We start from the raw sequence: 23,640 nt of genomic DNA, 5'->3' as shown, positions 1-23,640 counted from the left end.
GGGGCGATCGAAGGCGATCCGCACCGTGCCCTGCTCGACGTGCCGGTGATACGTGATGTCGGTGAGGTTCTCGAATCCCGGGACGGGCCGCCACAGCGTCGCATTGAAGGTCACGGGAGTGAACATACTGTTCCGGTTCCCGGCGTGGTGCAGACCCACCGCAGTTCGGCGCCGTGTTCTGCGCGTCACCCCGGAATACCGGCGGCGGAATTCGGCCATCCGACAAGCGCGCTGATTGTTAGCGGGCGGGGTTGTCCGGGGCTCGATCGGACGCTTGCCATTGGTGCGGAGAGAACTCCGACCGATCGGTAACCGAAAGTGAAACGCTGCCAATCGATTGCGGAGGGCTTACAGTGCTGTTGCTGCTGAGGCAGTAGCAGCGCATTGGCATCGTGTGTGCGGGGACACCGATGCGTATAGTTGCGTGCGCTCGTTCATCGAAAAACTATCCGGAGGAACCTGAAAGTGGTTGCAGCACTGTCTGAATCCCTGCTCGATGACGCCAAGCGTCCGGCCTTCATCGCCGACGCGGAGAAGGTTCTGGACGAGGAGGTGTCGGACAAGGGCGGCGCGTCGGGCCTGGTCGTCAAGGGCGGCTACGCCGCGATCAAGAAGGTCAGCCCCTCGATCGTGAGTGACGCGCTGGAGTCCTTCGCGCCCAAGTTCGTCGAGCAGCTGGAGCCGTTCTGGGCGGAGTACAAGAACGGTGGCGCCGGGTCGTTCGCCGATCTGCTGGTCGCCAAGCAGGACGAGGTGGCCGACGCGCTGCTGTCGGTGACCGACGCTCGGGCCGAGGCGTCGTCGCGCCCGGCGCTGACCAAGGTCTACAACTCCATGCGTTCGTCGGCGAAGAAGCATGTCGCCGAGGCCCTTCCGCGCCTGGGTGACCTGGTGCAGAAGCACGCTGGTTAATTAGGCCGACCGGTTCGCGGCCCGGCGAGGGGCCGCGAACAGTCACGGTCCGCGGTGCTGCCGCCCGTGGACAGCGAATGCCCGCCGAGGTGGTTCGGGGGCACTCGCCTTTTTCCGGCTCCGTGTGCCGGTTCAGCCCTGGGACTTGCCCATTCGCCAGTAGCCGGTGAAAGTGATGTCCGTCTTGGGGATTTCGCGCTCCTGCGCCAAATGCCGCCGCACGCCCGCGGCCAGCTTCTGCTCACCCGCGACGAAGGCGTAGACGCCCGCGCCGGGCAGCTCCGCCCCGCGCACGGCCTCCGCCGCCAGTGCGCCGATCTCGCCGTGCGGATCCGTGCGGACCAGCCAGTTCACCTGCACGCCTTCGGGTTCGCCCAGTTCCTGCCGGTCCTCGGCGGACGGAAGCTCGAGATACGCCGCGCCCCTGGCGTCCCGCGGCAGCGATCGCAGCACGCCCGCGATGCCGGGCAGCGCGCTCTCGTCACCCACCAGCAGTGTCCAATCACTGTGGCCGGGAGCCTGATAGGTGATGCCCTCGTCCAGTAGTCCGACCTGGCAGCCCGGTGTGGCGCTGTTGGCCCACGCGGAGGCGGGGCTGTCGTCACCGTGTGAGACGAAATCGATGTCGATCTCGGCCGTGCTGCCGAACTCCCCGAAACCGGCCGCTCGGTAATCCCGCACCGTGTAGTTGCGCGCCAGCGGACGGTGTTCCTTGCCCATCATCAGGTACTGCGCGAACCAGCCGAGGTTGCTGGCGGAGGTGGGCAGCCGCAGGTTGCCGTCGCGTCCGGGCATGAACAGCCGGAACCACTGGTCGTAGCCCATGGCGGTGAATCCGGCCAGGCCCGGTCCGCCGAGGGTGACGCGGACGAAATGGGGGCTGATCCGTTTGCCGGCCAGGACCTCCGCGGTGAGGATCTCGCGGTGCTCGGGCTTGACATGCTTGCTGCGCTTCGCCATTGGCTTAGGTTAGCAAACCCTAACTTAATAACGCAGGTGTGAGCGGGCCGACGGAGCGGGACGGGCGGCTGTCTGAGAGGCTGGAGGTGTGAATCCTTCGACAGCCCAGGCGCACGTCGTCGTCGACGAGCTCGCGCGCGGCGGAGTGCGGGATGTCGTCCTGTGCCCCGGGTCGCGAAATGCGCCGCTGGCTTTCGCGTTGCAGGCGGCCGACCAGGCCGGGCGGATCCGGCTGCACATGCGCATCGACGAGCGTTCCGCGGGCTTCCTGGCCGTCGGCCTGGCCGCCGCCAGCGGTCGCCCGGTGCCAGTCGTCATGACCTCCGGCACCGCGGTGGCCAATCTGGGCCCGGCCGTCCTCGAAGCGAACTACGCCCGCATCCCGCTGATCGTGCTGAGTGCCAACCGCCCGTACGAGATGCTCGGCACCGGGGCGAACCAGACCGTCGAGCAGTTCGGTCTGTTCGGCAGCCAGGTGCGCGCCGCCATCAGCCTGGGGCTGGCCGAGTCCGAGCCCGGCGACGATCTGTATTCGAAGCAGAACAGCGTGTGGCGCTCCGCGGTCTGCCGCGTGCTGGCCGCCGCCCGCGGCTCCCGCTCCGGCAATGCCGGGCCGGTGCACTTCGACATTCCGCTGCGTGAACCGCTGGTGCCCGACCTGGCCGCCGGTGACTCGCTACCTCCGGGCCGGCCACACGAAGAGCCATGGACCGCAACGCAATACGCGACCCTCGACGTCCCGCTGGACATCGACCTGACGCCGGACACCCTGGTCATCTCCGGTCACGGCGCGGGCCATCGCCCCGAACTCGCGGCCCTGCCCACGGTCGCCGAACCCACCGCGCCCATGCACGGCCCGGCGCTGCATCCGCTGGCGCTGCCGCTGCTGCAGCCCCGGCAGGCGATCATCACCGGCCGGCCCACCCTGCACCGGCAGGTGTCGCGGGTGCTGTCGGACCCGGAGATCACGGTGTACGCGCTGACCACCGGCCCGCGCTGGCCCGATGTGTCCGGCAATGTGGTGGGCACCGGCACCCGCGCTGTCATCCACGGCGCGCCGCGGCCGGAGTGGCTGGAGCTGTGCCGGGATCTGAACGAGAAGGCCGTCACCGTGGTGCGCGCGGAGCTGGCCGGACACCCGAAGCCGACCGGTTTGCATGTCGCGGCCGTGGTGATGGACGCCCTGCGCGACGGCGACCAGCTGCTGCTCGGCGCCTCGAACCCGGTGCGTGACGCCGCGCTGGTCTCCGCGCCGCGGCCCGGCGTGCGGGTGCTGTCCAACCGCGGCGTGGCCGGCATCGACGGCACCGTCTCGGCGGCGGTCGGCGCGGCCCTCACCCACCCGGGCCGCACCGTCGCGCTCATGGGCGACCTGACCTTCCTGCACGACGCGTCCGGCCTGCTCATCGGCCCGGGCGAGCCGCGGCCGGAGGACCTCACCATCGTGGTCGCCAATGACGACGGCGGCGGCATCTTCGAACTGCTCGAACAGGGCGATCCGCAGTACGCGGGCGTGTTCGAGCGGGTCTTCGGCACCCCCCACGGCATGAACCTGGCCGCGCTGTGCGCCGCCTACCGCATTCCACACCGCCAGGTCGCCCCCGCACAGCTGGCTATCGAACTGACCCGCAACGCACACGGCGTTCGGGTCCTGGAGGTCGCGACCGAGCGGTCGGGCCTGCGGGAGCTGCACGCTACCGTGCGGGCGGGCGTGTCGAATTAGCTTGGGCGCGAAGGGCGCCGGTCAGTACTCGCTGCCGGCGTCCGATTCGTAGTCGTCGTCCATGGGAACGGGGATCGCCTGCTCGACCAGATCCCCCTCGGAGGCGGTCCAGCCACTATCTCCGGCGGGCAGTGATGTGATCTCGGAGTCCGATTCGAGCACCTCGGGGTTCTCCTCGTCCAGCGGATTGGCGGGGGTGCTCTGCTCTACATAGTCGGCCTCGGGCACTGCGTCGATGCGATCGATCATCGCTTGCTCCTCTCTGCCGGGGTGGGCGGGCCGTGCAGTCGGGCACTTCGAGAATGCTCCCGTTTCACCAGCTCGGCAACCCGTCCTCATCTCGTTCGGGCAACCGGTCCGCCCTTCACTCGCCGGGCAGCGCCGCGTCGTCGGCGGGGTACTCGACCAGGGCCAGTACCCGGCCCGCCATGAACCGGGCGGTGCGGACCGGCCCGCCGGTCCGAGTCACCTCGCTGACCTCCACGATTCCCCGCGCAATGCGGGTCTCGATGCGGCGGCCCGCTCTGGTCGCCATGATTTCGTAGTTCCGAGATCCGTCGCCGGTGTCGACGACGATCTCCACGCGATCACCTTTCATCTATCAATTCTCCTCCCTACCAGCGGCTTTCGCCGCTGATACCGCCTAACGAACCGGTTGCGGCGCAGCGCTGCAAGCACATTCCGAAGCCGCCGCGCGCGCGGTGGAGGCGGTCGTCGCCGCTGTCTCCGAGGCCGACTTCGACCGCCGCACGCCGTCCGAGATCACCGTGCGCGACATGCTCGTTCATGTGCTGGGCTTCACCGAGGGCTTCCGGCAGGGCGCGACCAAGGAGATGATCGGCCGCCGGCGCCGGGGACCGGATCGCTCCCCGAGGATTGGCACGACCGCATTCCGGCGCAATTGAAGGCTCTCGTGGCCGCCTGGCGCGAACCGGTGGCCCGGGTAGGCGACACCGAGGTCGGCGATGTGCTCGCGCCTGCCCCGCAGATGGCGTTCTTCGCTCTGGACGAGTTGGTGATCCATGGCTGGGACCTGGCCCGGGCGGTCGGACAGCCTTATGCCCCGGCGGAGTCGGATCTGGCGGTGCTGCTCGGCTTCCTCCGTGATACTCCGCGGGCAGTGGTGCCCAGGCTCTTCGGGCCGGTTGTCGATACCCCGGCCGAGGCGCCGCTCGTCGATCGCGTGGTCGGATTGACCGGCCGCGATCCGGCCTGGACGGCGGACTGACCGCGCGGGGCGAATACGCCCTGCTCCGCGGCCAGTGCGGCGGCCTCGGCGGCGGCGTCGACGGCCCTCTCGTCGACCGGATCCCCGCTGACCAGCAGACGGTAGTAGAGCGGGGCCGAGACGGCGGAAAGCACTGCGCGCGGGTCGGTTCCGGGTGGGACCTCGCCGCGCGCGACGGCCGCCTCGACGCAGGGGGACCATTCGGTCAGCCGGGTGTCGTAGAAGGCGCGCAGGGCCGCGGCGGCAGTGTCGTCGCTGGTGGCGGCGGCGATGACGGCCCGGAAGAGGCGGCCCTGCCGGGCATCGGTGAGCGTCTTCCCGACCAGCCGCGCATTGGCGAGCAGGTCCCCGCGCAGGCTGCCGGTATCGCTGTGGGGGAGTGAGGTTTCGGCCATGTCGGCCAGCAGGTCGGCGACCAGTCCCGCCGGGGTGCGCCAGCGGCGGTAGACGGTGGTCTTGCCGACCTCGGCGAGTGCGGCCACCTCGGCCAGATCAAGGGTGGCGAAGCCGCGTTCGGCGAGCAGGTCGCCGGCGGCGCGCAGCACGGACTCGCGGACGCGGGCGGTGCGCCCGCCCGGGCGGACCGAGCCGGGGGTCGGGTCGGCCTGGTCCGCTGTGTACGTCTCGCTGCCCTCTGCGCGTATGTCGCGGCTCATAACGGTTCTCCAGTTCCATTTGCGGCCAGGCGAGTGTAGCGTCAGGCAAGTTAATGAAACTGTAGTTCCGTTAGGAGTGGTGGTCATGGAATATCGTCGGCTCGGTGCCTCGGGTCTGCTGGTTCCGGCATTGAGCTTCGGCGCGGGCACCTTCGGCGGTCGCGGCGAACTCTTCTCCGCCTGGGGCGATACCGACGCCCGGCAGGCCCGCCGCCTGGTGGACATCAGCCTGGACGCGGGCGTCACCCTGTTCGACACCGCCGATGTCTACTCGGACGGCGCCTCGGAAGAGGTGCTGGGCGAGGCGATCCGGGGTCGCCGCGAGCAGCTGCTGCTCTCCACCAAGGCCTCGCTGCCCATCGGTCCCGGCCCGTTCGACGCCGGATCCGGTCGCGCCCGGCTGATCTCGGCGGTCGAGGGCTCACTGCGGCGGCTCGGTACCGACCACCTCGACCTGTTCCAGCTGCACGCCTTCGACGCGGGCACGCCGGTCGAGGAGGTGCTGGCGGCGCTCGACGAGCTGGTGCGCTCCGGCAAGATCCGCTATGTCGGCGCCTCCAATTTCGCGGGCTGGCAACTCATGAAATCCCTTGCCGCGGCGGACCGGTACGGCTTCCCGCGCTATGTCGCGCACCAGGTCTACTACTCCCTGGTCGGCCGCGATTACGAGTGGGAACTGATGCCGCTCGGCCTGGATCAGGGGGTGGGCGCGGTGGTCTGGAGCCCGCTCGGCTGGGGCCGCCTCACCGGCAGAATCCGTCGCGGACAACCGCTTCCGGCCGGCAGCCGCCTGCACACCACCGCTGAGGCGGGCCCGCCGGTGCGCGACGAACTGCTCTACGACGTCGTGGACGTCCTCGATGAGATCGCCGCCGAAACCGGCCGCACGGTCCCGCAGATCGCCCTGAACTGGCTGCTGCGCCGGCCGAGCGTGGCCACGGTCATCGTGGGCGCGCGCAATGAGGAACAGCTGCGCCAGAATCTCGGCGCGGTCGGCTGGAGTCTCGAGGCTGACCAGCTCGCCCGGCTGGACAAGGCGAGCGCGGTGACCCCGCCCTATCCCTATTACCCGTACTACCGGCTGCCGGACTTCGCCCGGCTCAATCCGCCGGCGGTGTAAGGGTTCACGGGTTCGGGAAGAGTCCCTGCGCGAGCACCGGCCAGGAGGTCTTCAGGTCGTCCTGCCAGTATCCCCAGATGTGGGTGCCGCTGCTGCGGAACTCGAATGTCGCCGGAATGTTCAGGGATTCCAGGCGTTTCTGCAGAATCGCCGAGGACAGTTCGCAATTCGCCTCGATGAGGGAGCCCAGCGCCACGGTCTTGGGAGTGTCCGCGGGCGCTTCCATCCGGCCGCGCGCGCCGGGCATGTCGAAGGCGCCCGGGATGCCGTTGCCGGTGGAGATGAAAAGGTTGGTGCCGCGCAGTTTCTCGGCATTGAGGGTGGGGTCGTTGGCCACCCACAGTGGACCGCCCTCGGGGCCCCACATGTTCTCGACCTTGCCACCGCCGTAGAGCTCGGTGACCATCTTGATGGCCTCCCGGGCCATCGGCGTGATGGTCTGGAAGAAACCGCTGTACACGGCCGCGCTACGGAACAGCCCGGGATTGAAGATGACCGAATTCAGTACGGGCAGACCGGCCATCGAGATACCGGCGATGGCATTGTTGCCACTGCTGGTCAGTGCGGCCGTCATCAACGGCGGCAATTCCTTGCCCAGATAGGTGGACCATTTGTTGACCCCCAGCGCGCGGTCGGGCTGGAGCCAGTCGGTGTACCAGCTGAATCTGCCGCCGATGATCTGCACGACATTGATGTTCTTGTCGCTCAGGAAATCCAGTGCGTCGGTGCGCAATTGCCAAGTCGCGGCGTCCTCGCCGCCGCCGGCGCCATTGAGGAGGTAGAGGGTGGGGCGCGGCTCGGAGGTGTCCGCCGGGCGCAGCACGTCGACCGGGAAGGTCTGGTTCATGGCGGCGGAGTAGACGGTGAAGGTGACGTGGCGGTCGTCGGTGACGCCCACGCTCTGGATGAAGGAGCCGTCGTCGGTCTTCATGTCCGGGACCGAGACGCCGGGTGCGGTGGGATCGTCCGCGGCGGCGGGCACGGCGCTCGACAGGCCCAGTGCGGCGACGGTCGCGAGCACCGCCACCGTCAATCGCGCGGTGACTCGACTGATCCGACGGTTCAAGGCACCTGCCCTCAGCGTTCCTGGCAGCCGCCCCGGTGACGGCCCGCCCATCCGCATGAGCCTGGACAGGCGAGTTACAAATACCACAGTTTCACATTTGCGGAGACCGGAATGGGCGGACCGATGCCGCGGGCGGGCGACCGGATCAGTACACGTCGCGCAGGTAGCGCTTCTCGGCCACCAGTTGTTTCTTGAACGCCAGCGCGCCGTCCTCGCTCAGTTTGCCGTGAATGCGGGCAATCTTCAGCAGGGTGTCGTCCACATCCTTGGCCATGCGCGCGGCGTCACCGCACACATAGAAATGACCGCCCTCGCGCAACCACGCCCACAATTCCGCGCCGTGCTCGATCATCCGGTGCTGCACATAGATCCGCTCGCGCTGATCCCGGGAGAACGCCAGATCCAGCCGGGTCAGGAATCCCGAACGGAACATGTCCTCGAGTTCGGCGCGGTAATAGAAATTGTCCTCGGCGTGCTGATCGCCGAAGAACAGCCAATTGCGGCCCCGGCAGCCGAGGGCGCGGCGCTCCTGGAGGAAACCGCGGAACGGCGCGATGCCCGTACCCGGACCGACCATGATCATCGGCGCGTTCGGATCCAGCGGCGGCCGGAAATGCGGCGCCCGCTGCAGGAAGATCGGCACCTCCGCGTGGGCGCGGTCGGCCAGGAACGTGGAGCTCACCCCGCCGCGCCGGGCCGCCGAACCAGTGGCCGCCGGATCGCCGTAGCGCACCACGCCGACCGTCAGCTGCACCTCGCGCGGACTCACCAGCGGACTCGACGAGATCGAATACTGGCGCGGTTGCAGCTTTTTCAGCGTGCTCAGCCACTCCACCAGATCGGCCCGCACCGGGAAGTCGCGCAGCACGTCCACCGCCTGCCGATCCCACAGATACCTGTCCAGCTCATTGCGATTGTCCCGGCGCAGCAGCTTGGCCAGCCGCGGGCTGGCATTGTGCTCGGCCACGAACGACAGCAGATCGGCGCTCACCCGGGTGATGTCGTAGTGCGTCCGCAGCGCCTCCGCCAGCGCCAGCTCGCCGTCCTCGACGTCGATGAGCCGCCACCCCTCCAGTGCGGTCACCGCCAGCCACTCCGCCACCAGCGCTTCACAATTCGCGGGCCGCACTCCGAGCGAATCCCCGACCTCGTAGGTGGCCTCCGGATCACTGAGATCGAACCCGAACTGCCGCACCTCTTTCCCGGAGCCATCCCGTGAAAGCAACTCATTGCGAACCAGTGTCGCCAGCACAGGCGAATTCCGCGTGAAGGGCACGGCTGTGGTCGTGCGTGTCCGCCGCCCCGGCGCGAGGACGGTACCGCGTCGGCCATCACCGCCCAGGGGAATGGAATTCGGCCCGAAGCCCGGGAAGCCCCACCCCGGCGGCACATCGCTGGGCCCGGCGGCCGGGCCGTCCGAACCCTGGGCGCCCGCTGCGGGCCCGCCGAATCCGGTGCCGCCGCGCGACCGGTCGACCTTGCTGGCTCGGCCCGGTGCGGCACCGGCTCCGCCGGCGGATCGATCATCCGGTCCCGAACCATCCGGTCCGGCAGCGTTGTCGGCGGACGTGGCGAGACCATCGGCCACGGCGGCGAACCAGGCCGCGGACAGGTCCTCGTGATCGGGTTCGCTGTCGACGCGCGGCAGCAGGCGCGTGGCTCCGCGCTTCTCGAACAGTTCGTCCAGCTTGCGGCCGTGGCCACAGAAGTCGTCGTACGAGGAATCGCCCAGCGCGAAGACCGCGTACCGCATGCCGGTCAGCCGGATCGCGCTGTCGTTCAGGCGTTCCCAGAAGTCCGCGCCATTGTCCGGCGGGCCGCCGTCGCCGAAGGTGCTGCTGATGACCAGCACATCACCTGTCAGGTCGGACACGTCGGCGGAATCCATGTCCAGCAGGCGCGGCGCGAATCCCGAATCGGCCAGATAGGTCGCCAGGGCGGCGGCGAGTTCCTCCGCCGTCCCGGTCTGCGACGCCCACAGCACGGTCACGGTGCGTGTCGCCGCGGGCGTGGCCGCACCCGCGGTGTCCGACGGGCCGTGCGACGCGCTGCTGTCCACGGCACTGTCGAGCGCCGGTGAGTGGTGCTGCGCCCCACGCGAATACATCCCGCCCAGCAGTCCGTCGATCCACACCCGGCCGCGCTCCGAGATCGGCGCGGTCGCGGGCAGCACCGGGACGCCACTGACCGGCAGGCTCTGCAGCGCCGCCAGATATCCACCGAGATAGATGCGTTCGGTCTCGGTCAGCGTCGGTGCGACGCCGGTCTCCAACCCGAGCATGAGCGCCAGGGGATGCGGTCCGCCCGCGGCGCCGGGGGCGGCAGCAGCCGACCGGTCGGGTTCCCCGGAGCCCGCGATGAACGGCGCGCCGAAACCCGTCGGCACCGAACCGGTGGGGCCGGAGCCATTACCCGCCCCGGCCGAATAGAGGGCCGCCACCTTCCGCAGCCGGACCGCGCAGGCCTTGAACTCCGGTTGCAGGGAGATCGGGTCGACCGCGTCGTTGGTGACGGCATTGATGGTCAGGTATTCGCCCTGCTCGTCGTTCCAGTGGAACGGGGCGAAGCAGGTGCCGGGGAGGACGCGGTCGCTCACCTGGACGGGCAGCACGGCGCGGCCGCGGCGGGAGGTGATTTCGAGCTCGTCGCCCGCGCGCACCTCGAGGCGGGCGGCGTCCTCGGGGTGGATTTCCAGGAAGGGCTTGCCATTGAGCATGGTCAGTTTCGCCACCTTCCCGGTCTTGGTCATGGTGTGCCACTGGTGTTGCAGGCGGCCGGTATTGAGCACGAAGGGGTGATCCTCGTCCGGCATCTCGTCGGGCAGCAGGTGCGGGCGTGCCCAGAACACGGCCTTGCGGCTGGGTGTGGCGAACGCCAGTCGCGGGGTGTGCCCGTGCTCGTCGGTGTGCCGGGTCTGGCTGACCCCGTCGTTGAGATAGCGAATCGGGTTGCGGCGCTGGGCCGGATCGGCGCACGGCCACTGCGCGGGCCCGGCCCGCAGCGCGTCGTAGTCGATGCCGCGCAGGTCGTAGCCGGTGGCCGGATTGGCGAACCGCCGGATCTCGTCGAAGATCTCGGCGCTGGAGGCGTACTCGAACCCGGGGAAGCCGAGTGCCGTCGCGACCTGCGCGATGAGCTGCCAGTCCGGGCGCGCGTCGCCGATCGGTTCCACCGACTGCTGCAGCAGGGTCAGGTTGCGTTCCGAGTTCACCTGCACCCCATCGGCCTCGGCCCACAGGGTGGCGGGCAGCAGCAGGTCGGCGTAGGCGTTGGTGGCGGTGTCGGTGAACACGTCCTGGGCGATCACCAGCTCGGCGGCCTCCAGCCCGGCGATGACGGTGCGCCGATTCGCCATGGAGGCAACGGGATTGCTGCACATGATCCAGCAGGCTTTGATCTTGCCGTCGGCCAGTCCGCGGAACATCTCGATGGAGCCGGGCCCGGCCTCGGCGCGAATGGTGCCCGGCGCCAGCCCCCATTCGGCCTCCACGAAGGCCCGGTCGGCGTCGGCGAGCACGCTGCGCTGGCCGGGCAATCCCGGTCCCATGTAACCCATTTCGCGCCCGCCCATGGCATTGGGCTGCCCGGTGAGCGAGAACGGCCCGCTGCCGGTGCGGCAGATGGCTCCGGTGGCCAGGTGCAGGTTGATGATGGCGTTACTGGCCCAGGTGCCGTGCGTGGACTGGTTGATGCCCATGGTCCACAGCGACATCCATTCGCCCGCCGCGCCGATCCAGGCGGCGGCGGTGCGGATGTCGGCCTCGGGGATGCCGGTCTCCTCGGACACCATCGACGGGGTGTAGGCGGCCAGGAACTCGGGCATGCCCGCCCAGTTCTCGGTGTGCTCGGCGATGAATTCTGCGTCGATGTCGCCGTTCTCGACCAGCAGGTGCAGCAGCCCGTTCAGCAGCGCCAGATCCGTGCCCGGCTTGATCTGCAGGAACAGGTCGGCGCGCGCCGCGGTGTCGGTGCGCCGTGGATCCACCACGATCAGCTTGGCGCCCGCCTTGAGCCGGTCGGCCATGCGCAGGAACAGGATGGGGTGGCAGTCGGCCATGTTCGCGCCGATGACGAAGAACAGGTCGGCGTGATCGAGGTCGTCGTAGGACCCGGGCGGCCCGTCCGCGCCCAGCGACAACTTGTACCCGCCGGCCGCGCTGGCCATGCACAGCCGCGAATTGGCCTCCATGTGCACGGTGCGCAGGTGGCCCTTGGCGAGCTTGGTGGCCAGGTACTGGGCCTCGATCGACAGCTGGCCGGACACGTAGAGGGCGATGGCGTCCGGTCCGTCTGTGTCGAGAATCACGCGAAGCCGCTGTGCGGCTTCGTGAATCGCCTCGTCGACGGGCATGGGCACCGGCGGCTGGCCGCGTTCGGGCCGGCGGTAGGCGGTCTCCATGCGGCCGGGCGCGGCCATCAGTTCGGCGTGCGTATTGCCCTTGGTGCACAGCCGCCCGGCATTGACCGGGTGGTCCTTGTCGCCCTTCACCTTGGCGATCACGGGCAGTCCGCGTGCGCCGGGCTTGGTTTCGACGGTGATGCCGCAGCCCACCCCGCAGTACGAGCACGCGGTCCGGGTGCTCGTCGAGGGCGTCGGCTGTTCCGGCATGGTTCCGAGTTAAGCCACCCCGGGTTGCGGCGGATTTACCGAACGTTATCGCCAGATGACAATCCACCTCACAGCCGTTTTCCGCGACTGTGAGGCCAGGTCGGGGCGCTGCCGTGAGCAACGCCACAGGTCAGCGTTCCGGACTCGGTTTTCCGCTCAGCCCAGCTTGTACGCCCGGTGCAGGGCCACGGCCCCGCCCGAGAGATTGCGCCACTGCACCGAGGACCATCCGGCGTCGGCGATCCGCAGCGCCAGCTGCGGCTGATTCGGCCACTCCCGAATCGACTCGGCCAGATATACATAGGCGTCCGGATTACTGGAGACCGCGCGCGCCAGCGGCGGCAGCGCCCGCATCAGGTACTCCATGTAGATGGTTCGGAAGGGTTCCCAGGTCGGCGTGGAGAACTCGGCCACCACCAGCCGCCCGCCCGGCTTGGTGACGCGCAGCATCTCGCGCAGCGCCAGATCCGGGTCGGCCACATTGCGCAGGCCGTAGGCGATGGTCACCGCGTCGAAGGAGTCGTCGGCGAAGGGCAGCGCCATGGCGTCGGCGGCGACCATGGGCACATTGCGGTGACGTCCGGCCGACAGCATGCCCTGGGAGAAGTCCGCGGCGAGCACCCACGCGCCCGATTTGGCCAGGTCCACGGTGGAGACACCGGTCCCCGCCGCCAGATCCAGCACCCGCTCGCCGGGTCGCAGGCCCAGTGCCTTGCGCGTCACCCAGCGCCAATACCTGTCCTGGCCAACGGAGATCACCGAATTGGTCAGGTCGTACCGCTTGGCGACACCGTCGAACATGGACGCGACGTCGCGCGGCTGCTTGTCCAGCTGGGCCCGAAACGATTCCCGCTGCCTGATTTTCGCCACCTTCGCACCCTAACCGGCGACGGTGTCCCGCGACGATCGCGCCCGGGCGGCGCGGAGCCGCGTCCGCGCTCCGCGGAACCACCGGGTCGGGGATGCGCCGAGGAACCACACCGCGGGGATGGCGACTGCCCAGGAGACCACGATGACCGACAGTGCCGGGATGATCGCGACACGCGCATCGCGACCCGCCACGCGTACGAGATCGGGATCACTGCGCCGGTATTCGACATTGATGCGTTCGCCGACGGTCAGTCTGGTGGGGTACAGCACCCCGGTCTTCGGATTGTGCGTCTCGCCGTCGGGCGTCACGAAGATGACCGCGGATCGCAGCGTGCCCGCCGAGAGGACTTCGGCGCTGGTCACGCCCTTGTCGGAGTTGATCAGGTGGTCGTCGCGCCAGGCCGCCAGCACCAGCAGCATGGCCAGGAAGCTGACCGTGGCCGCGGCGATCACGACCCCGATCCGAGCCCGCCGCAATCGAACCGCCCGCCGCTGTTCAGCGCGCTGTGTCTGATCGTCGCTCCGCTGCGCTCCGCTATCAGACTGGCTAGTTTCCGACACTTCAGCAGGCTATTCCATCGCTCGGCTACGGTCTTCGCCATGTCCCGAAAATTCAGCTTCACCGTGCAGTACAGCGTTCCGGTCGAAGAGCTTCACCGGGCACTGACCAACGACGAGATGTGGCAGGCCCGCTTCGCCGGGGCGACCACCGCCACGCTCGAGCTCACCCACCCGAACGGCCCCGGCACCATCCAGATCCACATGACCGAGAAGGCGCCCGAGGACCAGATTCCCGGCATCGTCAAGAAGGTCCTCAAGAGCGAGCTCATGCTCGAGCGCACCGACACCTGGGGAGCGCTCACCGACGGCGTCGCCAAGGGCGGCTTCAGCGGCCGCTCCAGCGGCATCACCACCGAGCTGGCGGGCGCGTTCGAATTGCGGCCCACCGCCGAAGGTTCCGAGATCGAGGCCACCGGCACGATCGACGTGAAGGTCCCGCTGGTCGGCGGGGCCATCGAACCGCTGGTCGAGAACCTGCTCAAGCGGGTCATGAACAGCGAGCGCAAATCCGTCGAATCCTGGTTCGCCGCGCAGACCGCCTGATCCCGGTACACCGTGGATGCGGGGGTGGTCCCGCATCCACGGGGCTGGTGTTTCACTCCGGGCCGAACTGGGCCGTGGCCGGATCGAATTCGCGGGGTTCGACGAGGACCAGCCAGTTGCCGGAGTTGTCGCGGATGATGGCCTCGACGCCGTAGGGGCGTTCCGACGGCGGCTGCACGAACTCCACGTCCTTGGCGGTGAGTTCCTCGAAGGCCTTCTGGCAGTTGTCGGTTCGCAGGCCCAGTGCGCCGTGTGTGCCATTGGCCATGGACCGCCGGATGGCCTCGGCCAGATTGTCGTCCAGTGGGGGACCCGGGATCATCAGCGTGACCTCCAGCTCCGGATGGTTCGGGTGCACCACGGTCACCCAGCGGAAGCCGTTGTCGCCCATGGTCACATCGCTGGCCTCCTCGAAACCCAGCTTCTCGATGTACCACTGCTTCGCGGCGGTCTGATCGGTCACGTACACGGTCACGAGCGAGACATTGGTGATGATCGTCATGCCTCGAGCCTATGGACGGCCGGGCCGCGCGGGCTTCTCCGAAATTGCGCGTTTCCGCGCCGGGCGGATTCGCGTCCGGATAGCCGAGTTCACACACTCGGAACCTCGGTGAGCCTGCCGTAACGGCCGCGCAATGGAGCGGAAAGCCGAGATCAACATTCGGTGACCACCCTCGAATCGGGAAAAAGCTCGTGACGAGCCCGAACGAGGAGTGCCGGTGGTTCAGGTCGAAACACCCGCGGCCAATGCGGTCGCCGCGTCCAAGGAGACGCTGGAGGATTACACGCTGCGGTTCGCGCCCCGCAGCTACCGCAAATGGAGTCCGGCGGTGGTCGGTGTCTCGGCGCTGGGCGGCATCGCCTACCTGGCCGACTTCTCGATCGGCGCGAACATCGGCATCGCCAACGGCACCGGCAACGCCCTGCTGGGCATCGGCGTCTTCGCCATCGTGGTCATGCTCACGGGTTTCCCGCTGGCCTACTACGCGGCGCGCTACAACATCGACCTGGACCTGATCACCCGCGGCAGCGGCTTCGGGTACTACGGGTCGGTGGTGACGAACATCGTGTTCGCCTCCTTCACCTTCATCTTCTTCGCCCTCGAGGGCTCGATCATGGCGCAGGGCCTGAAACTCGGCCTGCACGTGCCGCTGCCGATCGGCTACCTGGTGTCCACGGTGATGATCTTCCCGCTGGTCATCTACGGCATGAACACCCTGGCCAAGCTGCAGGTGTGGACCACCCCGCTGTGGCTGATCCTGATGGTGCTGCCGTTCGGCTTCCTGCTGGTCCGCCACCCGGACTCGGTCGGCACCTTCCTGTCCTACGGCGGCCAGGACGGCAAGGGCGTGAGCCTGTCCGGCGCGCTGCTGGCCGCCGGCGTCTGCCTCTCGCTCATCGCCCAGATCGCCGAGCAGATCGACTACCTGCGCTTCATGCCGCCCCGGACCCCGGAGAACGCCCGTAGGTGGTGGGGCTGGATGCTGCTGGCCGGACCGGGCTGGGTGCTCTTCGGCGCCATCAAGCAGGTGGTCGGCCTGTTCCTGGCGGTCTATCTGATCGCGAATCTGCCCGGCGCGCAGGACATCGCCAACCAGCCGGTGCACCAGTTCCTCGAGATCTACCGCGACATGATGCCGTCCTGGCTGGCCATGACCCTGGCCGTGGCGCTGGTCGTCATCAGCCAGATCAAGATCAATGTGACCGATGCGTATTCGGGCTCGCTGGCGTGGACCAACTCCTTCACCCGCGTCACCAAGACCTACCCGGGCCGCATCGTCTTCCTCGGCCTGAACCTGGCCATCGCGCTGATCCTGATGGAAGCCAACATGTTCGACTTCCTCAACAACATCCTCGGCTTCTACGCCAACTGCGGCATCGCCTGGATCGTCACCGTCGCAACGGATATCGCGATCAACAAGTACGTGCTGAAGATCTCGCCCAGGCAGCCGGAGTTCCGGCGCGGCATGCTCTACGACTTCAATCCGATCGGCCTGACCGGCTTCGGCCTGTCGGCGGTGCTGTCGATCATGACCTTCTTCGGCATCTTCGGTGAGACCCTGAAGCCGTATTCGCCCATTGTGGCCGTGGTGGTTTCGTTCCTGGCGACCCCGCTGACCGCGATCCTCACCAAGGGCAGGTACTACCTGCGCCGCGACCACGACGGCATCGAGCTGCCCATGTTCGACGAGCACGGCAACCCCTCGGGGGAGACCCTCACCTGCGCCGTCACCGGCATGGAATTCGAGCGCCCGGACATGATCGCCTCGCCGGTCCCGGGACCCGAGGGCGAGATCCAGTACATCAGCTCGCTGGCGCTCTCGACGGACAAGACCGGCATTCACGTCCTGCCGTCCCGATGAGGCTGTGGCCCGAATGAATTCGCGTCATCGTGTGTGTTTCCGATCCGAGAGACCGTGCATGAAGACGTAGCAACCCGGGATATGGGGTGCGCCCTCGGCCGCGAACTTCGCTTGATACTCCGAGGGCGACATCCCCACCAGCTCGGTGAATTTGCTGCTGAACGACCCGAGACTGCTGTAGCCGACGAGCATGCAGGCCTCGGTCACCGTCACATTGGTGGCGCGCAACAGATCCTGCGCCCGCTCGATCCGGCGCTCGGCCAGATACACCGCGGGCGTCTTGCCGTACGTCGCCGCGAAACATCGCAGGAAGTGATACTTCGACACCCCCGCGGCCGCCGCCAGGCGGTCCAGATACAAGGGCTCCGCGTAGTGCCGGTCGGCCAGATCCCGTGCTCGCCGCAGATGCGGCAGCAGCTCCTCGGGAACCGGCCGGGCGTTCACGAGAACGGCTGGATCTTGTCGAAACGCAGGGAGGCCCGGCCCGCGCCCCGCCACAGCCGGGCGGTCAGGTCCACGTCCTCGTCGGTGACCAGATTGCCCATCACCCGGACCGCGGTGCGCTGCAACAGCTTCGACCGCATCATCGGCGGCCCGCCCAGCGGCACCGTGCGCGGGTGGGTGGCCAGCCCCGCCAGCCGCCGCGCCACCGAATAGGTGCGGCCGTAGCGTTTCCGCAGCAGCTCCGGCCAGATATGGGTCAGATCGGGCTGGTCCAGGATCCCGGCGAGCATGTGCCCGCCCTCCAGGCCGTAGTCGATGCCCTCGCCGTTGAGCGGGTTCACGCACCCGGCCGCGTCGCCCACCAGCGCCCAGTTGCGCCCGGCCAGATTCGACACCGCGCCGCCCATGGGCAGCAGCGCCGACGCCACCGCCCGTGCCTCCCCCTCGAATCCCCACTCCGCGCGGCGCTCCGAAACATAGTGCTGCAGTAGCGGTTTCAAGGCGATATGCGACGGACGCCTTTCGGTGGCCAGCGAGCCGACGCCGATATTCACCTCGCCATTGCCGAGCGGGAAAACCCAGCCGTATCCGGGAATCAATTCCCCGCTCGCATCCCGCAATTCGAGATGCGAGGTGATCCACTCGTCGTCACTGCGCTCGGACTTGATGTAGGCCCGCGCCGCGGTCCCGTACGCGTACTGGCGATGCCAGGTGCGGCCCAGCAGCTTTCCGACGGGGGAGCGCACGCCGTCGGCCACGATCAGGATGTCGCACGACACCGCGCGCAGGCCGGCGTCGGTCTTGACGGTCACCCCGGTGACCCGGTCGCCCTCGCGGGCCACCTCCACCACCTTGGCCCCGTCCACCATCCGCGCGCCCGACTTGATCGCCGTCTCGCGCAGCTTGTCGTCGAGTTCGGTTCGCGGAACAGCGCTTCCGTAGGTGGGGAACGACCCGTCCGGCCAGGGCAGCAGCGCCTCCCGCCCGAACCCGGCCATCCGCAGGCCGCGATTGACCGTGTGCGCCCGCACCCAGTCGCCCAGGCCGAGATGCTCGAGTTCGGCGGTGGCGCGCGGCGTCAGCCCGTCACCGCAGGTCTTGTCGCGCGGGAACACCGCGGAATCGGTCAGCAGCACATCCCGGCCCATGCGCGCGGCCCAGGCGGCCGCCGCGGACCCGGCCGGACCCGCCCCGACTACCAGGACCTCGGCGTGCGCCGGCAGAGCTGTGTCTGATTTGCCCTCCGCTTCGCTCCGGGCGGGGTTCGCGGCCCTGGAGGTCTCGTTCTTCCCTCCCTCCGCTCCGCCGCTTCGCTCCGTCGCTCCGCTCAGTCCAGAACGAGACGGGCCGCGAACCTGCAGGCGCGGCATACTCGGGTCGTCATCCGGCAAGCGCATGGCGTCAATACTTGCAGCACATCACCAGTCGTGCATATTTGCCCTGCGCTCGCCCGCGGGCGTTTCGTTTCGCGTGGCGAGTGTTTCGTGCGTCGCACTACGGTGGTGTCCATAGGGGGTGATCGGTCCACACGCTAGGTTCTTTGGCGTGGGGTCGGACGCGGCACTGGGAGATGAAATGAGCGCATCAGCTGTGAGCGAGGAGAGCACCGTGGTCGCGGGGGTGGATCTGGGCGATCCCGAGCTCGCGGCGACCGTGCGCAAGGGCCTGATCGAGGTCGAGGATCTGCTGATCACCGAGCTGTCCGACGGCGAGGAGTTCCTGCAGGAGGCGGCGCTGCACCTGGCCAAGGCCGGCGGCAAGCGGTTCCGTCCCCTGTTCACCATCCTGACCGGTCAGCTGGGTCCCGACCCGACCAGCCCCGACCTGGTCACCGCCGGCACCGTGGTGGAGCTCGTGCACCTGGCCACCCTGTACCACGACGACGTCATGGACGAGGCCTCCATGCGCCGCGGCGCGCCCAGCGTGAACTCGCGCTGGGGCAACAGCGTCGCCATCCTGGCCGGCGACTACCTGTTCGCCCACGCCTCGCGACTGGTCTCCACCCTCGGCCCGGACGCGGTCCGCATCATCGCCGAGACCTTCGCCGAGCTGGTCACCGGTCAGATGCGCGAGACCATCGGCGCCCGGCAGTCCCAGGACCCGGTCGAGCACTACCTGCGCGTGGTGTGGGAGAAGACCGGTTCGCTGATCGCCGCCGCCGGCCGCTTCGGCGGCACCTTCTCCGGCGCGGATCGCGACCACGTGGAGCGGCTGGCACGCCTCGGCGACGCGGTGGGCACCGCCTTCCAGATCGCCGACGACATTATTGACATCTCGTCGGTGTCCGAGCAGTCCGGCAAGACCCCCGGCACCGACCTGCGCGAGGGCGTCCACACCCTGCCGGTCCTCTACGCCCTGCGCGACGAGGGCGCAGAGGGCGACCGCCTGCGCAAGCTGCTGGCCCGCCCGCTGGAGACCGACACCGAGGTCGACGAGGCCCTGTACCTGCTATCCCGCTCCCGCGGCCTGGTGCTGGCCAAGGAGAAGCTGCACGGCTACGCCGACATCGCCCACGCCGAACTCTCCGCCCTGCCCGCCGGCCCGGCCAACGAGGCCCTGGAGCACCTGGTCCGCTACACCATCGAACGCGTCGGCTGATCCGAAACCGATCAGTCGAACAACTGGGAACTTCAACCCGGCTCGAGTTCGTTGACCTGGTGTAAGGCACCCCAACTGCCGGCAAGAGTCGCGGAGAGGCGGGTAAGCATGCATGGGCACGGGTACGCGAACGGGCTGAAGACGTTCGGGCTGCTGGTAGGGATGTCGGCGCTGATCGTGTTCGCGGGAGCGATGTTCCGCAGTCCCACGATCCTGATCCTGTCGATCGTGCTGGCCGTGGGCATGAACGCCTACGCCTACTTCAACAGCGACAAGCTGGCGTTGCGGGCCATGCACGCGCAGCCGGTGACGGAGCTGGAAGCCCCGGCCATGTACCGCATCGTGCGCGAGTTGGCCACCGCCGCACGGCAACCCATGCCGCGCCTCTACATCAGCCCCACCAATGCGCCGAATGCCTTTGCCACCGGCCGCAATCCGCGCAATGCCGCGGTCTGCTGCACCACCGGCATCCTGCAGATCCTCGACGAGCGGGAACTGCGCGCGGTGCTGGGCCACGAACTCTCGCACGTCTACAACCGCGACATCCTGATCTCCTCGGTGGCCGGCGCGCTCGCGTCGGTCATCTCCGGCCTGGCGAACCTGGCCTTCTTCGCCGGCGCCTTCGGCGGCAGCCGGGACGGCGAGGGCCCGAATATCATTGGCATCCTGCTGGTTTCGCTGCTGGGCCCGATCGCGGCCTCGCTCATCAAACTGGCCGTTTCCCGCTCCCGGGAGTACCAGGCCGACCAGGACGGCGCCGAACTCACCGGCGACCCCCTGGCTCTCGCTTCGGCCCTGCGCAAGCTGGAACGCGGCACCCAGGCGGCCCCGCTGCCCCCCGAGCCGCAGCTGACCGCTCAGTCGCACCTGATGATCGCCAACCCGTTCCGCAACGGCGATCGGATGGCCCGCTGGTTCTCCACCCACCCCCCGATGGCGGACCGTATCGCCCGCCTCGAGGAGATGGCTGGTGGAAACCGCAATTACTAGCGGTAGTTCACGAACTGCAGGGCGATATCGAAGTCGCCGCCCTTCAGCAGCGAGATGACCGCCTGCAGATCGTCGCGGCTCTTGCTGCTGACCCGCAGCTCCTCGCCCTGGATCTGCGCCTTGACGCCCTTGGGACCTTCGTCACGGATCTTCTTGGCGATCTTCTTCGCATTCTCCGTGGTGATGCCCTGCACCAGGGTTCCTGTGATCTTGTACACCTTGCCGGAGGCCTGCGGATCACCCGCGTCGAACGCCTTGAGCGAGATGTCGCGGCGAATCAGCTTCTCCTTGAACACATCCAGGGCGGCCTTGACGCGATCCTCGGACTCGGCGCTGAGGATGATCTTCTCCTCGCCCGACCATTCGATGCTCGCCCCGGTGCCCCGGAAGTCGTAGCGCTGGCTCAGCTCCTTGGCGGCCTGGTTCAGGGCGTTGTCCACCTCCTGGCGATCGATCTTGCTGACGACATCGAACGACGAATCCGCCACACTCTTCTCCTGTCCGAGACTCGGATATTCGGGATGTTCCACGCCGACGCTAGCCCCTTCGGCACGGCTGTATCCAGCCGGTTTGCATTCCGGGCGTGTGTTCGTTGTATTCTGCTGGAGCGCTGCAAGGCGTACCCCGGCGGATTGCCCGAGCGGCCAAAGGGAGCTGACTGTAAATCAGCCGCGTAATGCTTCGGAGGTTCAAATCCTTCATCCGCCACCAGAGAGCCCCGTGGACCAGTGTCCACGGGGCTCTGTGCTTTTGGCCTCCGCTCCGCTCCGGCGGGTCCGCGGCCAAGGCGCGGGTCTATGGAGCCGGAAGCTCGATTCTTCCCTCCTCTGCTTCGCTCCCCCGCTCCAAGCGCGGGGAGGCGGAGCGCAGTCCGGAAGCGAGCCGGGCCGCGGACCTACGAGTCTTCAAAATGCCCTCTGACCACACGGTTTGGATAGTCGGCGAGGATGTGTGTAATCTCGTTCAAGTCGTCAGCGCCCCGGCCGAGACCGGAGCAAGACAGACACGCCCCCTTAGCTCAGTCGGCAGAGCGTTTCCATGGTAAGGAAAAGGTCAACGGTTCGATTCCGTTAGGGGGCTCGCCGGATTGCCGGTGGTGACCGACTCGGCTTCTCGTTGCAGGACCCGGGACCTTCCCGCCGTCAGTACCGACAACAGATGGCGGTGTAGCTCAGTCGGTAGAGCAAACGACTCATAATCGTTGTGTCGCCGGTTCAAGTCCGGCCATCGCTACATACTGATATCCCAATCAGGCTGACCGGAAAGAAGGCAATCGTGGCCGCGAAGTCCACTGATATCCGGCCAAAGATCACCTTGGCCTGCGAGCAGTGCAAGCACCGCAACTACATCACCAAGAAGAACCGGCGCAATGACCCGGATCGCCTCGAGCTGAAGAAATTCTGCCCGAACTGCGGTACCCACCGGGCGCACCGCGAGTCTCGCTAACTTAAACCCGCGCGATCTACCGCGTGGATGACAGTGCCGGATCGGCAAGTCACTCCGTCTCTTAGAAAGAGATAGTGGCGCCGGTCCGGCATTTGGCGTATATAGCGGTGGTTCAGCGCTCTCGCCCGATCCCGCTCCGGGGATCAGATAGGGACTTCCTGCCGTGACGATCAACATCGACATTGACACCGAGGCCGACATGGTCGATTCCAGCGAGGTCTTCGACCCCGCCGCACACGCCGCCGCCATGGTCGGCCACCACTACCGCGTCGACGACTACTACGAGGTCGGCCGCGAGAAGGTGCGCGAGTACGCCCGCGCGGTGCAGGACTATCACCCGGTCCACTGGGACGAGGACATCGCCCAGAGCTACGGCCACAACGGGCTGGTCGCCCCCCTCACCTTCATCTCCCTGGTCGGAATCCTGGCCCAGCGCAAGCTCTTCGAGCAGATCGTCACCGGCTACGACCTGAGCCAGATCATGCAGACCGATCAGATCCTGGAGTTCCACCGGCCCATCCGGGCCGGCGACCAGCTGTCCTGCATCGTCTACCTGCACTCCTTCCGGCAGGCCTTCGGCGGTGACATCATCGTCACCCGCAACGACGTGGTCGACCAGAACGACGAGCTGGTCCTCACCACCTACACCACCCTCATCGGCCGCAGTGGCGGTGACATCGATCCCAACATCGGTGAGGCCGTGCGCAACGTGCTCATGCACGGCGTCGGCCCGGAGGAGCGCCCGGAGCACCACCCGCGCAGCGCCGACGTGCCGCCGCCCCCGGAGCACCACCCGCGCAGCGCCGACGTGCCGCCGCCCCCGGCGCCGGTCGAGATCGCGGCCACCGGCACGATCGTCGCGAGCAACCACGTCCGCCGCTTCGAGGATGTGATCGCCGGCGCCGAACTGCCCCCGCGCGTGGTTCGTCTCACCCGCGGTGATCTGGTGAACTACGCCGGCGTCTCCGGCGACGCCAACCCGATCCACTGGAGCGACGATGTCGTGAAGCTGGTCGGCCTGGAAAACGTTGTGGCGCACGGCATGCTGACCATGGGCCTGGGTGGCGGCTTCGTCACCTCCTGGCTCGGCGACCCGGGTGCGGTCAAGGAGTACAACGTCCGCTTCACCAGCCCCGTCTACGTTCCGGTCGACCGTCCCGCGGAGATCGAGTACACCGGCAAGGTCAAGTCCGTGGATCCGGAGACCCGCACCGCCGTCGTCGCCATCGTGGCGAAGTCCGAGGGGCGCAAGATCTTCGGCCGCGCCACCGCAACGGTGCAGCTCTCCTGACCTTCGACCCGACGTACGCTGCGACACCCCGATTGGCGGTCGCCACGCGGGGTAACGTACACTCGGGAATCTGGGGTTACCAGCCGATGCGCGCTGCTCCGAGGAGCGGCGCGCGTGTTGTGTGAAAACCCGTGTACAACTGAATAGAACAGTGGCTGGACTCGTTACCCCGTCCAGCCGAAGGGGCGTAGCTCAACTGGCAGAGCAGCGGTCTCCAAAACCGCAGGTTGCAGGTTCAAGTCCTGTCGCCCCTGCCCTGG

21 protein-coding genes, 4 tRNA genes and 2 pseudogenes are annotated in these 23,640 nt (G+C 68.0%); 14 read left to right on the top strand and 13 right to left on the bottom strand.

The window, feature by feature from the left end; all coding sequences use genetic code 11:
• Positions 1-114 (bottom strand): annotated as a pseudogene (locus AB0L60_RS40590) (1,4-dihydroxy-2-naphthoyl-CoA synthase); the annotation flags it as partial.
• Between the two features lie 351 nt (positions 115-465).
• On the opposite strand from AB0L60_RS40590, the gene AB0L60_RS40585 reads away from it, so the two are divergent.
• Complete coding sequence (locus AB0L60_RS40585; protein WP_364625618.1) at positions 466-912, top strand: hypothetical protein; 447 nt, start codon at positions 466-468, stop codon at positions 910-912.
• 132 nt (positions 913-1,044) lie between these two features.
• Here AB0L60_RS40585 and AB0L60_RS40580 read toward each other — a convergent pair whose 3' ends face one another.
• The gene (locus AB0L60_RS40580) at positions 1,045-1,872 is read right to left on the bottom strand and encodes a siderophore-interacting protein (protein WP_364625616.1); all 828 of its coding nucleotides are present in this window, start codon (positions 1,870-1,872) and stop codon (positions 1,045-1,047) included.
• A gap of 88 nt (positions 1,873-1,960) precedes the next feature.
• On the opposite strand from AB0L60_RS40580, the gene menD reads away from it, so the two are divergent.
• The gene (gene menD, locus AB0L60_RS40575; RefSeq protein WP_364625613.1) at positions 1,961-3,595 is read left to right on the top strand and encodes a 2-succinyl-5-enolpyruvyl-6-hydroxy-3-cyclohexene-1-carboxylic-acid synthase; all 1,635 of its coding nucleotides are present in this window, start codon (positions 1,961-1,963) and stop codon (positions 3,593-3,595) included.
• Between the two features lie 21 nt (positions 3,596-3,616).
• Here menD and AB0L60_RS40570 read toward each other — a convergent pair whose 3' ends face one another.
• Positions 3,617-3,844, bottom strand: coding sequence for a hypothetical protein (locus tag AB0L60_RS40570; RefSeq protein ID WP_364625610.1), 228 nt, complete (start codon positions 3,842-3,844; stop codon positions 3,617-3,619).
• A gap of 115 nt (positions 3,845-3,959) precedes the next feature.
• Complete coding sequence (locus tag AB0L60_RS40565) at positions 3,960-4,193, bottom strand: hypothetical protein (protein ID WP_364625607.1); 234 nt, start codon at positions 4,191-4,193, stop codon at positions 3,960-3,962.
• Positions 4,194-4,250: 57 nt separating this feature from the next.
• Here AB0L60_RS40565 and AB0L60_RS40560 point away from each other — a divergent pair.
• A pseudogene (locus AB0L60_RS40560) lies at positions 4,251-4,739 on the top strand (hypothetical protein); the annotation flags it as partial.
• Here the strand turns inward: AB0L60_RS40560 and AB0L60_RS40555 are convergent.
• Complete coding sequence (locus AB0L60_RS40555; RefSeq protein WP_364625604.1) at positions 4,652-5,479, bottom strand: TetR/AcrR family transcriptional regulator; 828 nt, start codon at positions 5,477-5,479, stop codon at positions 4,652-4,654. The pseudogene AB0L60_RS40560 and the gene AB0L60_RS40555 sit on opposite strands and share 88 nt — an antisense overlap.
• An 85-nt stretch (positions 5,480-5,564) precedes the next feature.
• Between AB0L60_RS40555 and AB0L60_RS40550 the strand changes: the two genes are divergently transcribed.
• Positions 5,565-6,599, top strand: a complete 1,035-nt coding sequence (locus AB0L60_RS40550) for an aldo/keto reductase (protein ID WP_364625601.1) — start codon at positions 5,565-5,567, stop codon at positions 6,597-6,599.
• A gap of 4 nt (positions 6,600-6,603) precedes the next feature.
• On the opposite strand, the gene AB0L60_RS40545 is transcribed toward AB0L60_RS40550, so the two are convergent.
• The 4 genes from AB0L60_RS40545 to AB0L60_RS40530 all read right to left on the bottom strand — a co-directional run bounded on the left by AB0L60_RS40545 (position 6,604) and on the right by AB0L60_RS40530 (position 13,597).
• On the bottom strand, positions 6,604-7,665 hold the full coding sequence (locus tag AB0L60_RS40545) for an alpha/beta hydrolase family protein (protein ID WP_364625598.1): 1,062 nt from the start codon (positions 7,663-7,665) through the stop codon (positions 6,604-6,606).
• 145 nt (positions 7,666-7,810) lie between these two features.
• Complete coding sequence (locus AB0L60_RS40540; protein ID WP_364625595.1) at positions 7,811-12,274, bottom strand: molybdopterin-dependent oxidoreductase; 4,464 nt, start codon at positions 12,272-12,274, stop codon at positions 7,811-7,813.
• A 156-nt stretch (positions 12,275-12,430) separates the two neighbouring features.
• Positions 12,431-13,144 (bottom strand): demethylmenaquinone methyltransferase, encoded by a 714-nt coding sequence (locus AB0L60_RS40535; protein ID WP_354850793.1) that lies wholly within the window; start codon positions 13,142-13,144, stop codon positions 12,431-12,433.
• 9 nt (positions 13,145-13,153) lie between these two features.
• Complete coding sequence (locus AB0L60_RS40530; protein ID WP_364625591.1) at positions 13,154-13,597, bottom strand: DUF3592 domain-containing protein; 444 nt, start codon at positions 13,595-13,597, stop codon at positions 13,154-13,156.
• A 147-nt stretch (positions 13,598-13,744) separates the two neighbouring features.
• Between AB0L60_RS40530 and AB0L60_RS40525 the strand changes: the two genes are divergently transcribed.
• A complete protein-coding gene (locus AB0L60_RS40525) occupies positions 13,745-14,248 on the top strand; it encodes a DUF2505 domain-containing protein (RefSeq protein ID WP_364625588.1) in 504 nt (167 codons plus the stop codon).
• Positions 14,249-14,300: 52 nt separating this feature from the next.
• Here AB0L60_RS40525 and AB0L60_RS40520 read toward each other — a convergent pair whose 3' ends face one another.
• Positions 14,301-14,744 carry a VOC family protein gene (locus tag AB0L60_RS40520; RefSeq protein WP_364625630.1) on the bottom strand — a complete coding sequence of 148 codons (444 nt, stop codon included), beginning with the start codon at positions 14,742-14,744 and terminating at the stop codon, positions 14,301-14,303.
• Positions 14,745-14,967: 223 nt separating this feature from the next.
• Between AB0L60_RS40520 and AB0L60_RS40515 the strand changes: the two genes are divergently transcribed.
• Positions 14,968-16,611, top strand: coding sequence for a hypothetical protein (locus AB0L60_RS40515; RefSeq protein ID WP_364625585.1), 1,644 nt, complete (start codon positions 14,968-14,970; stop codon positions 16,609-16,611).
• 24 nt (positions 16,612-16,635) lie between these two features.
• Here AB0L60_RS40515 and AB0L60_RS40510 read toward each other — a convergent pair whose 3' ends face one another.
• Both AB0L60_RS40510 and AB0L60_RS40505 read right to left on the bottom strand, forming a co-directional pair.
• A complete protein-coding gene (locus tag AB0L60_RS40510; RefSeq protein ID WP_364625582.1) occupies positions 16,636-17,055 on the bottom strand; it encodes an AraC family transcriptional regulator in 420 nt (139 codons plus the stop codon).
• Positions 17,052-18,278 carry a geranylgeranyl reductase family protein gene (locus AB0L60_RS40505; RefSeq protein ID WP_364625627.1) on the bottom strand — a complete coding sequence of 409 codons (1,227 nt, stop codon included), beginning with the start codon at positions 18,276-18,278 and terminating at the stop codon, positions 17,052-17,054. Before AB0L60_RS40505 ends, AB0L60_RS40510 begins: the two co-directional genes overlap by 4 nt.
• A gap of 352 nt (positions 18,279-18,630) precedes the next feature.
• On the opposite strand from AB0L60_RS40505, the gene AB0L60_RS40500 reads away from it, so the two are divergent.
• Positions 18,631-19,653 carry a polyprenyl synthetase family protein gene (locus AB0L60_RS40500; protein WP_354850777.1) on the top strand — a complete coding sequence of 341 codons (1,023 nt, stop codon included), beginning with the start codon at positions 18,631-18,633 and terminating at the stop codon, positions 19,651-19,653.
• 108 nt (positions 19,654-19,761) lie between these two features.
• Complete coding sequence (gene htpX / locus AB0L60_RS40495) at positions 19,762-20,643, top strand: zinc metalloprotease HtpX (protein WP_364625579.1); 882 nt, start codon at positions 19,762-19,764, stop codon at positions 20,641-20,643.
• Here htpX and AB0L60_RS40490 read toward each other — a convergent pair.
• Positions 20,640-21,131, bottom strand: a complete 492-nt coding sequence (locus tag AB0L60_RS40490; RefSeq protein WP_354850771.1) for a YajQ family cyclic di-GMP-binding protein — start codon at positions 21,129-21,131, stop codon at positions 20,640-20,642. The genes htpX and AB0L60_RS40490 overlap by 4 nt on opposite strands.
• Before the next feature lie 138 nt (positions 21,132-21,269).
• On the opposite strand from AB0L60_RS40490, the gene AB0L60_RS40485 reads away from it, so the two are divergent.
• The 6 genes from AB0L60_RS40485 (at position 21,270) to AB0L60_RS40460 (ending at position 23,634) form a co-directional block, all read left to right on the top strand.
• Positions 21,270-21,354: transfer RNA gene (locus AB0L60_RS40485), tRNA-Tyr, on the top strand.
• Between the two features lie 296 nt (positions 21,355-21,650).
• A tRNA-Thr gene (locus AB0L60_RS40480) sits at positions 21,651-21,723 on the top strand.
• Between the two features lie 80 nt (positions 21,724-21,803).
• Positions 21,804-21,876: transfer RNA gene (locus tag AB0L60_RS40475), tRNA-Met, on the top strand.
• Between the two features lie 42 nt (positions 21,877-21,918).
• Entirely contained in the window at positions 21,919-22,089 is a 171-nt protein-coding gene (gene rpmG, locus AB0L60_RS40470) for a 50S ribosomal protein L33 (protein ID WP_029925945.1), read from the top strand.
• Between the two features lie 199 nt (positions 22,090-22,288).
• A complete protein-coding gene (locus tag AB0L60_RS40465; protein WP_364625624.1) occupies positions 22,289-23,380 on the top strand; it encodes a fused (3R)-hydroxyacyl-ACP dehydratase subunits HadA/HadB in 1,092 nt (363 codons plus the stop codon).
• A gap of 181 nt (positions 23,381-23,561) precedes the next feature.
• Positions 23,562-23,634, top strand: a tRNA-Trp gene (locus tag AB0L60_RS40460).
• The last annotated feature ends 6 nt before the right edge of the window (positions 23,635-23,640 follow it).

The organism is Nocardia sp. NPDC051981 (assembly GCF_040680715.1).
Taxonomy (GTDB): domain Bacteria; phylum Actinomycetota; class Actinomycetes; order Mycobacteriales; family Mycobacteriaceae; genus Nocardia.
The sequence above is the reverse complement of the archived record's forward strand: the minus strand, read 5'-3'. Positions and strand labels throughout refer to the sequence as shown.

Bases quoted from the DNA above. Each gene is read 5' to 3' on its own strand.
- AB0L60_RS40500 (WP_354850777.1), top strand. From the start codon at position 18,631: ATGAGCGCATCAGCTGTGAGCGAGGAGAGCACCGTGGTCGCGGGGGTG.
- AB0L60_RS40565 (WP_364625607.1), bottom strand. From the start codon at position 4,193: ATGAAAGGTGATCGCGTGGAGATCGTCGTCGACACCGGCGACGGATCT.
- AB0L60_RS40555 (WP_364625604.1), bottom strand. From the start codon at position 5,479: ATGAGCCGCGACATACGCGCAGAGGGCAGCGAGACGTACACAGCGGAC.
- htpX (WP_364625579.1), top strand. From the start codon at position 19,762: ATGCATGGGCACGGGTACGCGAACGGGCTGAAGACGTTCGGGCTGCTG.
- AB0L60_RS40525 (WP_364625588.1), top strand. From the start codon at position 13,745: ATGTCCCGAAAATTCAGCTTCACCGTGCAGTACAGCGTTCCGGTCGAA.
- AB0L60_RS40570 (WP_364625610.1), bottom strand. From the start codon at position 3,844: ATGATCGATCGCATCGACGCAGTGCCCGAGGCCGACTATGTAGAGCAG.
- AB0L60_RS40580 (WP_364625616.1), bottom strand. From the start codon at position 1,872: ATGGCGAAGCGCAGCAAGCATGTCAAGCCCGAGCACCGCGAGATCCTC.
- AB0L60_RS40465 (WP_364625624.1), top strand. From the start codon at position 22,289: ATGGTCGATTCCAGCGAGGTCTTCGACCCCGCCGCACACGCCGCCGCC.
- AB0L60_RS40540 (WP_364625595.1), bottom strand. From the start codon at position 12,274: ATGCCGGAACAGCCGACGCCCTCGACGAGCACCCGGACCGCGTGCTCG.
- AB0L60_RS40550 (WP_364625601.1), top strand. From the start codon at position 5,565: ATGGAATATCGTCGGCTCGGTGCCTCGGGTCTGCTGGTTCCGGCATTG.